This is a genomic window from Pseudomonas sp. NPDC087598, from assembly GCF_044743525.1.
Lineage (GTDB): Bacteria > Pseudomonadota > Gammaproteobacteria > Pseudomonadales > Pseudomonadaceae > Aquipseudomonas.
The window spans coordinates 121,273-135,003 of the sequence record NZ_JBIUWQ010000004.1 but is presented as its reverse complement, the minus strand read 5'-3'; the positions used below and the strand labels follow the sequence as shown (position 1 = coordinate 135,003).

Here is a 13,731-nt window from a genome sequence, read left to right as displayed (position 1 = left end):
GAAATTGCAATAAGCACTATTCAAGTCGCTCATAACTTATTGCCAATCACTCGAGGAGTAATTCCAATTCTGCTAACGGCTGGCATTGGTCTGCTGCACACCCACGGCAGGCGCGATGACCGCCATTTCCGAGCGCGGCGTGCCGGCAGGCACCCAGTCATAACTCACAGGCAGCGCTCGATAGACCCAGTTGCTGATCGCGTCACTGCCCGGAGCTTTGCCGAGGTAGGGGCTGACGTATTCCCAGACGTTCTCACCCTTGGCCGTCACCTGAAAAAACCGCCCGTTCATGCCTTCGTCAATCAGCGTATTGCCGTTGGGCAAGCGCCGCGCGCTGCTGATGAATGAGCTGTAGAACGCCCAGCCCGGTTGCTTCGAATTGGCCGCGCTGTACTGCCAGACGATCTCATTTTTCAACGGGTCGATTTCCAGTACCCGTGAACCGGAAATCAGCCCGAGCGTCACGTTCGGATAACCCGCCGAACCCTGGTTGTCGAACACCAACAGATTGCCGGCGCCGGGCAACCCGGCCGGGATAATGTGCGCGTCATGCTGGCCGACAAACTGATCCACCGGGCGCGGCAAGGTCTGCGCGGTTTTCGGGTTGATCAGAGGCAGATTCGGCCCCAGACGCCAGACCACTTTGCCGCTGCTCTTGTCGATGATTGCGATGAAGTTGGCGTTGCGCGAATCGATCAGCAGGTTGTCCGGACTGAAGCGTTTGTCACCGGCATCGAACCACTTGTTCGGCCCGACCAGGCTGAGATTATTGATGTGCAGGTAATCCGGATTATCGCTGGCGCGCACCAGTTTCAGTTGCTCGGGTGTGAAGCCGAATTCGTTGAGATGTTCCGACGCCAGCCATTGCCATTGCACCGCGCCATCGGCGCTGACTTCATAGATCGCATCGTCGATCACCTCGGGCACTTTAAAGCCTTTGACCTTGTGCACCTTGTTGGCCAGCACCACAGTGTTGCCGTTACTCAAGCGACGCTGATCATGATGCTGTTGCGCCGCGCCACCCGGGGCCTTGTCGCCCCATTGCCAGATGACTTTGCCATTCCAGTCCAGCTCGCCGACGCTCTGGTTACCCAGACCGTTGCCGGCCGAACCAAGTTTGCCGGGGTCCTTTTCGCTCAGTTGCAGCAGTACGTGCCCACGCTCGCCGCCAACCAATTGCGGGTCGATGATCGCCGAGGGGAAACCCGCCTGCGGCCAGGTTTTTACCTCATTGCCGTTCATGTCGATCAGGTGCGTCTGTTTGTCGGCGCCGCTGAAAATCACGTACTGATTGAACGCCTTGTTTGGGTCGTAACGGGTGACGCCAGTGGGGTAGACGCTGGGTGCGGCGAAGGCTCCGCTACTCAACACCGCGCCGGACAACAACAGCGGGAAAGCGCTTTTGATGGGCAACATGATGCAGCTCCTTGAAGGGTCAATCAGAAGTCGTAGCGGCCAGTGACGCCGAGGGTCCGCGGCGTGCCGAGCAGGCCTTCATAGCCGCCGTTGCCGCCGGTCCACAGGGTCGTGTAGTAGGTCTTGTCGAAGGCGTTTTTCAGCCACAGCGAGATGTCCCACTGCCCTTGGTTGAAGTCGCCGCGCAGGCCGGTGGAAAAGTTGACCACCGCATAGCTCGGGATCTGGCCGTAGTCGGAGTCCTCGACCGTGCCGACGGCTTTCGAGCGGAACGCATAGCTGGCGGTGACGTAAGGTTCGAAGCCGTTATCCAGATTCCATTTGTATTCGCCGTTGGCGTTGCCGATCCATTTCGAGGCACCGACCACTTGATGGCCGCTGAGGTCGCAAGACGCTGGCGCACCCGGCGCCTGGCTGACTTCCGGCGGGCATGGCGCATCTTTGTAGGAGAGATAGCTGACGTCGTTGTAGGAGCCGTTGACGTTCAGGGTCAGGCCGCGCAGCGGGATCACGGTGCTTTCGAATTCGACCCCGCGTGAGCGCACGGAACCGGCGTTGGTCAGGTATTGCACGCGGTTTTCGGCGTCGTAGGCGTTGGTCTGGTAGGCGTTGACCTGGGTCCAGAACACGTTGGCGTTGAGCTGCAGGCGGTGATCCCACAGCGTGCTTTTGAAACCGAGTTCGGCGTTGTTGGCGCGCTCGGTACCGATCAACAAAGAGTCGGCGCCGGCCACGGGAGCCGAGCCCACCGCGAGGTTGACCCCGCCGGATTTTTCGCCGTGGGACAGCGTCGCGTAGCCAAGCACATCATCGGTGATCCGGTAGCTGAGGTTGAGCAACCCGGACGGGCTGGAGCTGTACTGATTCAGATCGCCAGAGTCATAGGCGCCGGCACGCCCGCGTCGTGCCGTTGCGGCAGCACCGGCGACAGTCGCACCGCCGACCGGGGCATTACGCGTGACCCAGGCGCTTTTTTCTTCATAGGTGCCGCGCACTCCGGCGGTGAAGTCGAGGCGCTCGGTAAGGTGCCAGGTGCCTTGGGCGAACAAGGCAAAACTGTCGGTCTTGATGTGGCCGTTGCCGACGCTGGTGACGTTGGCCAGAGCACCGGCCGGCGTACCGTTCCAGATATCAGCTTGCGGGCCGTAATAGGCGAAGGATTTGTTGTCCAGATTGTTGCCGAAGTAGTACGCGCCTACGACGTAATCGAAGAACTCTCCCTTCGGCGAAGCCAGGCGAAATTCCTGCGAATACTGTTTGTCTTCCACCGACACCCCGGCGTTGTAGCTCGCCGGCACGTTGAGGCCGTCGTCGTTGCGCGGGGTGAAATTCCAGAAGCGGTAGGAGCTGATCGAAGTCAGAGTGAAGTCGCTCGGCAACGTCCAGTTGGCCTCCACCGAGGTGCCGCCCTGATGCACGGTGACGTGCTGATCGTTGTCCAGATTGACCTTGCGGTGCGAGCCGTTAACCAGTGTCGCACCTGCGGCATTGGCCCTTGATTGGTAAAGATTGACGCCGTTGATGGTCGGCCCGGTGTTGTACAGCACACGAGTACCGGCACTGGAATCCTCTTCGTTGTAATCGCCGATCCAGCGCAGATTGAAATCTTCGTTGGGCTTGAACAGCAACTGCGCACGGAAACCGACCCGCGAGCCACCGTTCAGATCATGGCCGTCGTATTCGTTCTTGATATCGCCATCGCTGCGGGTGCGATAGGCGGAAAAACGCCCGGCGAGTTGATCGTTGAGCGGCCCGGAAATTGTGCCCTTGGTCTGGAAGTAACCGTCCTCGCCAACCGAAGTTTCAATGCTGCGCTCAGGGGTAAACGTCGGCGCCCGGGTGCTGATGTTGATCACCCCGGCGGTGGTGTTTTTGCCGAACAAGGTGCCTTGCGGCCCCCGCAAAACTTCGAGCTGCTCGATGTCCATCAGATCGAACACCGCCATCCCCGGGCGGCCCAGATAGACGTTGTCGATGTACAGGCCGACGCTGCCCTCCAGACCATCACTGGCCGGGTTGTTGCCCAGCCCGCGAATCGACACGCTGGATTGGCGGGCGTGCATGTAGGCGACGTTGACGCTCGGCACCAGCTGCTGCAAATCCTGGATGCGGTAGACCCGCTGAGTTTCCAGATTCTGGCCGCTGACTACGCTCATGGGCGTCGGCACATCTTGCGAACTTTCTTCGCGGCGGCGAGTGGTGACCGTCACCGTTTCCAGTTGCGAACTGTTGGCCGCAGGCTTGCCGGCCGGCACTGGCGCAGGGGTATCGGATTCGGCGGCGTAGCTGTGAGTCCAGCTGGCGCTCCCTGCCAGCAACAGGGCCAGAGGCAGGCGTTTGAGCCGTCGTGGAGTTAGGGGTGACGCGAGGTTCAACGGACTCATGGCGCGGCTCCTGGTCAAAAAACACACAGACATCGTCAGCGCTGCATATTCTTTTAAGTTATTTATTTATGGATTTACAAATATTTACTGCATAAGAGATTGCCTTTATAAGGAGTCGACCTAATGCATATCCAATGCATTTCCCGGATATTTTTTATGTGAAAAATGCATATCGACTTGCGCCAACTTCGTCACTTCATCGCCTTGGCTGAACAGCGCAGCTTCGTCGCCGGCGCGCAGGCGGTGAACCTGTCGCAGTCGGCGTTCAGTCGCAGTATTCAGGCACTGGAACACAGCGTCGGCTGTCAGCTGATCGATCGCGGGCGCAAGGAATTGCCGCCGACCAAACAGGGCCAGGTGCTGCTCGAACATGCGCGGCGCTTGGTCAGCGGCGCGCAGCAGATGGCCAACGAGATCAGTCAGTTCAATGGTCTGGAGGCAGGGGAATTGCGCTTCGGTTGCGGCCCGGCGCCGGCGGCGGGATTGATCCCGCGGGCCATCGGCAGCTTCATCGGCCGTTATCCGAAAGCGCGGGTGCAGTTCCAGGTCGATGACTGGCAGAGCTTGAGCAAGCGCCTGCTCAGCGAAGAGTTCGAATTCTTTGTCGCCGATACTCGACATTTTGAAGCCGATCCGGATTACCTGACGCATCGGTTACGGCCACGTAAATGGCATTTCTGCTGCCGTGCCGGGCATCCACTGGCAGGTTTTGATCGGGTGACAGCCGAGCAATTGATGAGCTATCCGCTGGCCGTGAGCATTCGCCCGCCGAACCTGCGCAAAGTCATCGTCGACCTCAGCGGCCGCCCGGACTTCACGCCGAATGTGGAGTGTGAAAACAGCTCCAGCCTGTTAAGCGTGGTGCTGCGTTCGGATGCGATCGGGATCGTCGGCGCGTATTCCGATGCGTTGCATCAGGCCAAGGGTGATCTGCTGTGTTTGAAGATCGAAGGCCTGGCGGATGATCTGGAGGAGTTGTACACCCGCTATGGGATTGTCAGTCGGGCGGGGTATCGGTTGTCGCCGTTGGCTGAGGCGATGATTGAGCAGATCAAGGTGATTGATCAGCAGGATGAGGAAGTGTGTTCGCTGGCAAGGCTCGCTATCTGAGTATCACGTCAAAAACGCCCACGGGGCACAATGCATAGCTTGCCCCATGCGTTACACGCTGCCATCAAATGGATTCTCATTTCACTTGATAGGTACGCGACTCACTCGGATTGGAAGCCACTCCGTTAAACGTTTGAATAGCCTCAATCACGCAATTCCCGGCAGGAAGCTGCACCGGAATCTTCCATTCCCGAAATTCGTTCATCGTGCCCTTGCCCAAACTGATTGAAGGGTTGCCGATCAACCAGATTTCCAGGGTAGCGCCGGGGTAGCCTAGCCCGCGGATTTCAACGCGGGACTCCACTTCGCCTGAGTACGGCGATTGAATGAGAGGTTCAGGTGGCCTGACGAAAAAACAATGGGGGTCTGTCCACGAAGTTTCGTTGTTAATGCGTGAGCGTGCCTTGACGCACGTCCTACCAGGTTCGAGAGCAATGTTAGCGCTGACAGCCCAGTCTGATCCCGAGTATACAGGCCCCTCACCGAGCACTTTGCTTACGTCGTCAGCCATGACTACGGTAACTTGGGCACCTGGCTGGCCTGTGCCAGTGAACAAGACGCCTTGATTGGCGTATTCATTCTCAGCGGGAAGGATGAACTCGACAGCTGGCAACTTGACGGTAAAGGTGACAGGAGCGCTATCTTCAGAGTATTCCATCCCACGCTCATGTCTGGCCACAATGCTGTTATCGCCGTAAGGCATGGCAAACTTCCAGTCGAGAATGCCTTCCCAGGTGCCATCTTCCTTAACCTCGAACTGACTGTTGGGCTCCCACCATCCTTCGTGAACATAGACCCAGACTTTCGCCGGGGTTTTCAGCGTACTTGTGCCCGATACAGGAATTTTCTTCGAGGGGAATTCGTCCCCATTCTTTGGAAACCGGATTGTGGGTGGCGGCAAGGTCGGCGCCTTCGTCTCTCTAGGCTTATTCATTTCCAGAGCTTCCATATCGGTGCGGGATTTTCATACTCCGTCTACGTAACACTGACGTCTACTGTCAGAAATTACAGGTGACGAGATGCCAGATCCGTGGTGTGCGTCAGTTGTAATGCATCATCTGCATCAACTGCATTCCCCAAATGCACTTGCCGAACACCCCCACCGAAAGCGAAAACCCTCACCTGTCTCTCTGACCGGTGAACCCCATGTCCCATCCTGAAAAACCCGTGCGCAACGTGCTCTACATCATGTGCGATCAACTGCGCCGCGATTACCTGTCCTGCTACGGCCACCCCCATTTGCACACGCCGAACATTGATCGTCTGGCCGCAGCCGGCGTGCGTTTCAGCCGCGCTTACACTCAAGGCACGATCTGCGGGCCGTCTCGGATGTCGGCCTACACCGGGCGCTATGTCAGCAGCCATCAAGTGGCATGGAACGCGGTGCCGCTACCGCTCGAAGAACTGACCATTGGCGATTACCTGCGCCCTCACGGCATTCGTACCGCGCTGGTCGGCAAGACCCACGCCACGGCGAATGTCGATGCCTTGCAGCGGTTGGCAATCAACCCAGAGAGCGAACAGGCCGAGGTGCTCAACGAGGTCGGCTTCGAGCCCTACTTCCGTCACGACGGCATCTTCCCCGATGACCCGCTGTTCGACGACAAACGCGAATCGGCGCCCTACACCCATTACTTGCGCGAACACGGTTTCGACGGCCGCAATCCCTGGCACGACTGGGCCAACGCCGCCGAAGGCGAGAACGGTGAAATCCTCAGTGGCTGGCAAATGCGTCATGCGCATTTGCCAGCACGAATTCCCGAGCAACACTCAGAGACTGTCTACACTACAAATCGAGCCATCGACTTCATCACCGAGCAAGGCGAGAAATCCTGGTGTTTACATCTTTCGTATATCAAACCGCACTGGCCCTACATCGTACCGGCGCCATACCACACCTTGTACAGTACGAAATCGATTCTCAAAGCGGTCCGCGCGACGCCCTCCGAAGCCAGCAAACACCCCGTATACACTGCCTTTCGCCAGCATGAGGAAAGCCTCAACTTCTCCCGCGACTCAGTACGATTGAATGTAATCCCCACCTACATGGGCCTGATCAAGCAAGTGGATGATCAGCTAGGGCGGCTGTTCGATTTTCTGCAGAGCAATGGCCGTTGGGATGACACGCTGATCGTGTTCACCAGCGATCACGGCGACTTTTTGGGCGATCACTGGCTGGGCGAGAAGGAGTTTTTGCTGGAGCAGGCAGTGGGCGTGCCGCTGATCGTGCGCGATCCTCGGGGGGCGGCGGATGTCACCCGGGGAACGGTGGATGAACGCCTGGCGGAAACCATTGATGCGCTGCCGACGTTTCTTCAGGCGCTTGGATTGCCGGGGGCAGAGCATCGACTTGAGGGGCGCTCGCTGATCCCTCTGCTGCACGGCGAAAACCCAGAGTGGCGCCGCTTTGCAATCAGCGAATACGACTACGCCTTCCAGGCCCCGGCACGGGAACGGCTCGGGCAGCCGATCGACCGCTGCCGCATGACCATGGTGCGCAGCGAGCGCTGGAAATACCTGGCGTATGACGGCTTCCGGCCGCAGCTGTTTGATCTATTGAATGATCCGCAGGAGCTGCGCGATCTGGGTGAGGATCCGGCTTACGCGGCGGTACGCGAGGAGCATGCGGGGTACTTGTTTGAATGGATGCGGGGGTTGAAGCGGCGGACGACGATCAGTCATCAGGAGATTGATTTGCGTGGGCAGCGCTTTCGCTACGGTGAGCCGGAAACCGAGAAAGTCGTTCAGATTGGCGTGTGGTGAAAGTCCTTCGCGAGCAGGCTCGCTCCCACAGGTTTTGTGCCGTTCACGTCCATTGTGTTCAGCACAAATCCACTGTGGGAGCGAGCCTGCTCGCGAAGAGGCCCGGTCAGACGCCGACGATATCCGCGCCCCTGATGGTTTGGCTACGCTGACCATTCACACCGACCGGCACTTCACCTTTCAACGTCACCCGGCGCACGATCCGATCCTGCGTACCGTAATCATCAATCGCGTAATGCTGCGTCGAACGGTTATCCCAGATCGCCACATCACCAGCCTTCCAGCGCCAGCGCACGGTGTTTTCCTGACGAATTACATGACTCTGCAACAGCCCGAACAGATGCGCCGAATCCGCCTGCGAGTAGCCTTTGATGCGCTTGACGAAGTGCCCCAGCAGCAAGCTTTTCTCGCCGCTGATCGGGTGCACGCGCACAACCGGGTGCTCGGTCTCGTAGACGGTCGAAGTAAAGATCTTGCGGTAGCGCTCGAGCTTCTCGGCCGAGACGTCAGGCTTGGCGCCAGCGTAGTCGTATTCGTTGCTGTGCACGGCGACCAGTTTGTCCGCCAGTTCACGCAATTCGCTCGGCAGTCCGTTGTACGCGGTAGCGGTATTGGCCCACAGGGTGTCGCCGCCGAAGGCCGGGGCAACTACCGAGCGCAGGATCGAGGCTTTCGGGTAAGCGTCGACGAAGGTCACGTCGGTGTGCCACGAGTTGGCGCGCTGGCCTTCGGCACCGTCGAGTTCCAGCAGATAACGGGTGCCATCACGCACCGGTACAGTCGGGTGTGCCACAGGCTCGCCGAGCAGATGAGCGAACGCTTCCTGACGTTGATCATCAAGCTGGGTCTGCTCGCGGAAGAACACGACTTTGTACTGAACCAGTGCCTGTTGAATGGCTTCGACGGTGGCGGTATCCAGCTCACCGGACAGGTGCACGCCACGGATCTCGGCGCCGATACGACCGGCCACCGGATGAATTTCCAGCGCGTGGACAGCGGGCTTTACTGCGAGTGCGGCATTGCTCATGGGTAGACCCTCATCGACTGCTTGCGGTTGGACGGCAGCGAAACAACGCTCTATCTATATTCCATTTACATCTAATAGATATTCGTATGCTTCGTTGACGGAATAAGAGCTTGCATTTAAAACCTCAAGCAAGCCTCGTCGCAAATGCCTTCGAGCTATTTTTAGGATGCCGGAAAAGCATATGGATCTTCGCCAGTTGCGCTACTTCATCGCCCTCAACGAACACCGCAGTTTTGTCCGTGCAGCGGACGCCATGGGCATCACCCAACCGGCGTTCAGCCGCAGCATTCAAGGGCTGGAGCAGGAGTTCGGTTGCGTGCTGGTGGATCGCGGCAACAAGGATCTGCGCCCCACGCCAGAGGGCCAGGTCGTCTTGCAGCACGCCTTGAGCCTGGTGCAGGGCGCGGCGTTGCTCAGCGCGGAAGTGACGCAGATGACCAAGCTCGATGCAGGCGAGGTGCATTTCGGTTGCGGCCCGGCGCCAGCGGTGAAATTGGTGCCCGACGCGGTGGCGCAATTCATCAATGCGCACCCGAAAGTGCGCACCTGCTTTCAGGTGGATAACTGGGAAAAACTCAGCCGCGCCCTGAGTCGTGAAGAGATCGAATTCTTCATCGCCGACATCCGCCATTTCGAGTCCGACCCGAATTTTCAGACGCAGCCACTGACGCCCAAGCGCGGTGTATTTTTCTGCCGTCCGGGGCATCCGTTGCTGGCCAAGGAAAGCCTGTCGACCAACGACATGTTCGACTACCCGCTGGCGACCACGCTGATCCCGCCGGGCATCCGCAAGCTGCTGGCGAACCTCAGTGGCCGCATCGATTTTTCGCCGACCATCGAGACCGAGCATTTTCCGGCGCTAGTGAAGGTAGTGCTGCAATCCAATGCGATTGGCATCGGTACGGAGGAGGCATTCCATGAGGACATCGCCCAGGGTTCGCTAGTGCTGTTGCACTGGCGCAACCTGCCGCAGAACCTCGATAGCATGAACGCGCGATGCGGGATTGTCAGTCGTACCGGGTTTCGGCTTTCACCGGCGGCGCGGGCGATGATCGAGACGCTGGTGGCGGTGGATAAGCAAGAGATCAGCGTCGCCGTTTGAAGACGCCTTCGCGAGCAGGCTCGCTCCCACAGTTGGAATGCATTGCCATGTGGGAGCGAGCCTGCTCGCGAAAGTGCCAGATCAGCCGCTAGAGATTCAGAGTTTCGCAGCCGCCAACTCCGGCGTGACCCAATCGTTGACCTTGAACGGCTTTCGAATCAGCTTCTGCTGCGCCGCCAGATCAACCTTGTCCTGCAAACTGCCAAGGAATACCGGGTCCAGCGTCGACGGGAACACCTCGCTTAATTTCTGATCTTTCAGATCCTCGGTGAGGATCACCGGTGGATAACTCGCCAGTCCCGATACCAATTGCACATAAGCGGCCTTGTTGCCGTCCTGGGTCAGCCATTCCACAGCCTGCTCTTGCGCCTTGAGCAGTTTGCTCACCGCCTCCGGATGCGCATCGACAAATTTGCCGCTGCCAACCAGAACCGACTGCACGCTGCCCGCACCACCCAGATCCTTGGTGTTCAGCGGCAACTCGGCCAGGCCCTTGGTCTGTAGCGCGGCCAGGCCGGAGCTACCCCACGAAGCATCGATCTGCTTCGCCGCCAGCGCAGCGGTCGCGCCGGTGAAATCGAGGTTGATCACCTTCAGATCCTTCTCGCTCAAGCCCTGACTGGCCAGCGCCGCATCGAAGGACAGCTGGGTAGCGGTGCCGCGAAAGATCGCCACGCGCTTGCCTTTGAGGTCCTGCAAAGTCTTGATCCCCGAGCCCGGCACCACGCCCAGATACTGCTTCACCCCGCGCGCGCTGGCGCTGAGCAGCCGCGTATCGAGGCCATTGGACTTGCCGATGATCGCCGCCAGATCGCCCAGATACGCCAGATCGACCTGACCATTGGCAAATGCCTCGTTGATCACCGGTCCGGCCCCTTTGAAGAAACTCCACTGAATCTTGATGCCCTGCTCGGCGAAGGCCTTTTCGAAGATCTGCTGGTCGCGCAACACATCGACCACACCACCGCCGCTGTGTTGGGTGCCGGCGCTCAGGTCGGGTACGGCGATACGGATTTCCTTGAGTTCGTCGGCGTGGGCGCTGAATGCCAACAGGCCCGCCAGTGCCGGGGCGGCGAACAGACTGAAAACGCGTTTGAAGGGAAGGTTCATGGGTGCGGCTCCTTGATCACGACGGGCGTTGAGGAGCCGAAAGTAGGCTGAAGCAGCACCTTCGCTTAAATACTATAAATGCACATTTTTATAGCTTTTAACGCTAAGCAGTCTGTGACGGGGCTTGCAGCAGCGTATGCATTAACAGCATCGAAAATATTCTTCGAATGCATTGGATGCGTGTGGGCCAGAAGCCTTAAATGGCGTGGCTTATTTCCAAATAGATAAATAAACAGAATACATATAACCATTTGTTTGAAGTTAATACCGCTAAAGATCGCAGCCTTCGGCAGCGCCTACAGGGGTGAACTCACGGACGCGTCCCCCCCTGTAGGAGCTGTCGAAGACTGCGATCTTTTGATCTTGATCGATCCAACCCGACAACGGAGGTCACTCATGGCCCGTCAATCCCTGCTGAGCCTGCCGCTGCCCGCACCGCCACTGAAAAGTCGGCGCTCCTGGCCAAGCCTGCAGCAGCGCTTATTGCCATGGTTACTGCCAATCAGCCTGTTCGCCCTGTGGTGGCTTGCCGCACGTAACCAGTGGATGAGCGAACAGATCCTGCCGGCGCCGTCCCTGGTGTGGAACAGCGCGGTCGAACTGTCCCAAGGCGAGTTGTGGAGCCACTTGTGGATCAGCCTGCAACGGTTGTTCTGGGGGTTACTGGCAGGGATCAGCGCCGGTGCGCTTCTGGGGGCGGCACTGGGTTTCAGTCGCCGCCTCGAACGCTTGATCTTCCCGACCTTCGCCGGTCTCGCTCAGGTGCCGACGCTGGCGTGGATTCCGCTGTTCATGGTGTTTTTCGGTATCGGCGAAGTGCTGAAACTGGTGGTGCTGATCAAAGCCATCGTCGTCCCGGTGACCCTGCACACGCTGGTTGGCGTGCGCGATGCGCAACCGAAGTTACGCGAAGCCGCTGCGGTGTTGCGCCTGCCACCACTCTTGTTGATTCGCCGGCTGGTGTTGCCTGCCGCCCTCCCCGCATTCATGGCGGGTGTGCGTCTGGCTTTGGCTGCCGGCTGGACGTCGCTGCTTGCCGTCGAATTGCTCGCCTCCAGCGAAGGCATCGGTTACCTGATGGTCTGGGCACGGCAACTGTTCATGCTCGACATCGTTTTCGTGTGCATTGTGGTCATTGGTCTGATCGGCGTGGCGATGGATCGCGGCATCGGTCTGCTGGACAAAAAACTGGTGCACTGGCCGCACCCGGCCACTGCGGAAATCCGCCGTGGCCCGCGCTATGAAGGCTGGCAGCGGCTGCAACCGTGGCTGCTGCCGCTGGGCTTGTTGGGGCTGTGGCAAGTGGCGAATGATCAGCAATGGGTCGACGCGAATATTCTGGTAAGTCCGTTGGCCGTGCTGAATACGACGTGGGACGGCCTGCTCGACGGAACGCTGATCACCGGCATGGCCCTGAGTCTCGGACGCACGCTTGGCGGTTTGCTGCTGGGCGGCGGACTCGGTTTCGCCCTGGGCCTGCTGTTGGGATTGTCGCGTACCAGCGAACGCTTGCTCGGCCCAACGCTTGCCGCTGTCCGGCAGATCGCGATTTTCGCTTGGGTGCCATTGCTCACCGCATGGTTCGGTCTGGGCGAATTGTCGAAGTGGGTGTTCGTTGCCCTTGCTGCATTCTTTCCGTTGTTCATCGCCACCCAACGCAGCGTCGCCAACCTCTCGCCGCAACTCAACGAAGCCGCGCAAGTGCTGCGCCTGAGTCTCGGTCAGCGCCTGCGTCGATTGGTATTGCCAGGCGCCGCGCCGGGGATTTTCGCCGGGCTCAGGCTGAGCCTGATCTACGCCTGGCTCGGCACCATCGGCGCCGAGTATTTCATGCCGTCCAACGGCGGCATCGGCAGCCAGATGATCGGCGCGCAACAACTGCTACGCATGGACCTGATCATGGCCGGCATGCTCCTCGTCGGCCTGACCGGCGCCCTGCTCAACCTCATTGGCCAACGCCTGGAAATTCGCGCCACCCGCTGGAGACACGCATGAACGCACCGATTGTCAGCTTCAACCACGTAGGCAAATCCTTCGACGTCGACGGTTTCGAACTGGAGGCGATTCGCGAATTCAACCTGGACATCGCCGAGGGCGAATTCGTCGCCATTGTCGGCTCCAGCGGCTGCGGCAAATCGACATTGCTGCGCTTGCTGGTGGGCCTCGATACGCAGTTTCGCGGGCAGATCAGCGTGGATGGCAAAGCCGTCAGCGGCATTAGTGGCGAGCGGGGCATCGTCTTTCAGGAGCACCGCTTGTTTCCCTGGCTGACCGTCGCCGACAACATCGGACTCGGCCTGGTCAATGAGCCGCTAAGCGCCGCTGAAAAACAGCAACGCATCAACGACTTCATCGATCTGGTTGGCCTGCGCGACTTCACCCGCGCCTATCCACACCAGCTCTCCGGCGGCATGGCGCAACGCGTGGCAATCGCTCGCGGCCTGGTCGCCAGCCCACGGATTCTGCTGCTCGATGAGCCTTTCGGTGCACTCGATGCACTGACCCGTCAGCAGATGCAGGACGAGCTGTTAGCGATCCGCGCCCGGGCAAAAATCACCACGATCCTCGTCACCCACGATGTCGAAGAAGCGATTTTTCTGGCCGACCGCGTTGTGGTCATGGAGCCGCGTCCGGGGCGCATCAAGCAAGTGGTCGACATTGCTCTGCCGCATCCACGCCAACGCAGCAGTTTCGACTTCCATCAGTTGCGTGAAGAGCTGCTGCACGAACTGACCAGTGACGACCATTACCAACCAAGCGTGCCAGTGCAGATCCGCGATCTGCCGCTGACGTTCATTGCCTGCTGAGAGGAGTTTTCG

Annotated in this window: 10 protein-coding genes; 5 read left to right on the top strand and 5 right to left on the bottom strand. The window is 59.2% G+C overall.

From position 1 onward, the window contains the following. Window positions 1-72: 72 nt before the first annotated feature. Together ACIOWE_RS04085 and ACIOWE_RS04080 are read right to left on the bottom strand one after the other, a co-directional pair. Entirely contained in the window at window positions 73-1,416 is a 1,344-nt protein-coding gene (locus ACIOWE_RS04085; protein ID WP_401387669.1) for an aryl-sulfate sulfotransferase, read from the bottom strand. A gap of 23 nt (window positions 1,417-1,439) precedes the next feature. Beyond that, window positions 1,440-3,800, bottom strand: coding sequence for a TonB-dependent receptor (locus ACIOWE_RS04080; protein ID WP_401387666.1), 2,361 nt, complete (start codon window positions 3,798-3,800; stop codon window positions 1,440-1,442). A gap of 165 nt (window positions 3,801-3,965) precedes the next feature. On the opposite strand from ACIOWE_RS04080, the gene ACIOWE_RS04075 reads away from it, so the two are divergent. Continuing rightward, window positions 3,966-4,910, top strand: coding sequence for a LysR family transcriptional regulator (locus tag ACIOWE_RS04075; protein ID WP_401387663.1), 945 nt, complete (start codon window positions 3,966-3,968; stop codon window positions 4,908-4,910). Between the two features lie 76 nt (window positions 4,911-4,986). On the opposite strand, the gene ACIOWE_RS04070 is transcribed toward ACIOWE_RS04075, so the two are convergent. Beyond that, window positions 4,987-5,844, bottom strand: coding sequence for a hypothetical protein (locus ACIOWE_RS04070; RefSeq protein WP_401387660.1), 858 nt, complete (start codon window positions 5,842-5,844; stop codon window positions 4,987-4,989). A 212-nt stretch (window positions 5,845-6,056) separates the two neighbouring features. On the opposite strand from ACIOWE_RS04070, the gene ACIOWE_RS04065 reads away from it, so the two are divergent. Then, window positions 6,057-7,673 (top strand): alkaline phosphatase family protein, encoded by a 1,617-nt coding sequence (locus ACIOWE_RS04065; protein WP_401387657.1) that lies wholly within the window; start codon window positions 6,057-6,059, stop codon window positions 7,671-7,673. Between the two features lie 106 nt (window positions 7,674-7,779). Here the strand turns inward: ACIOWE_RS04065 and ACIOWE_RS04060 are convergent, their stop codons facing one another. Continuing rightward, complete coding sequence (locus tag ACIOWE_RS04060) at window positions 7,780-8,700, bottom strand: TauD/TfdA dioxygenase family protein (RefSeq protein ID WP_401387654.1); 921 nt, start codon at window positions 8,698-8,700, stop codon at window positions 7,780-7,782. 181 nt (window positions 8,701-8,881) lie between these two features. Here ACIOWE_RS04060 and ACIOWE_RS04055 point away from each other — a divergent pair, with 181 nt between their 5' ends. Further along, window positions 8,882-9,802, top strand: a complete 921-nt coding sequence (locus ACIOWE_RS04055) for a LysR family transcriptional regulator (protein ID WP_401387652.1) — start codon at window positions 8,882-8,884, stop codon at window positions 9,800-9,802. Between the two features lie 96 nt (window positions 9,803-9,898). On the opposite strand, the gene ACIOWE_RS04050 is transcribed toward ACIOWE_RS04055, so the two are convergent. After that, complete coding sequence (locus tag ACIOWE_RS04050; protein WP_401387649.1) at window positions 9,899-10,912, bottom strand: ABC transporter substrate-binding protein; 1,014 nt, start codon at window positions 10,910-10,912, stop codon at window positions 9,899-9,901. A gap of 396 nt (window positions 10,913-11,308) precedes the next feature. On the opposite strand from ACIOWE_RS04050, the gene ACIOWE_RS04045 reads away from it, so the two are divergent. Together ACIOWE_RS04045 and ACIOWE_RS04040 are read left to right on the top strand one after the other, a co-directional pair. Further along, a complete protein-coding gene (locus tag ACIOWE_RS04045) occupies window positions 11,309-12,907 on the top strand; it encodes an ABC transporter permease (RefSeq protein WP_401387647.1) in 1,599 nt (532 codons plus the stop codon). Further along, window positions 12,904-13,719, top strand: a complete 816-nt coding sequence (locus ACIOWE_RS04040) for an ABC transporter ATP-binding protein (protein ID WP_401387645.1) — start codon at window positions 12,904-12,906, stop codon at window positions 13,717-13,719. Before ACIOWE_RS04045 ends, ACIOWE_RS04040 begins: the two co-directional genes overlap by 4 nt. Window positions 13,720-13,731: the final 12 nt, after the last annotated feature.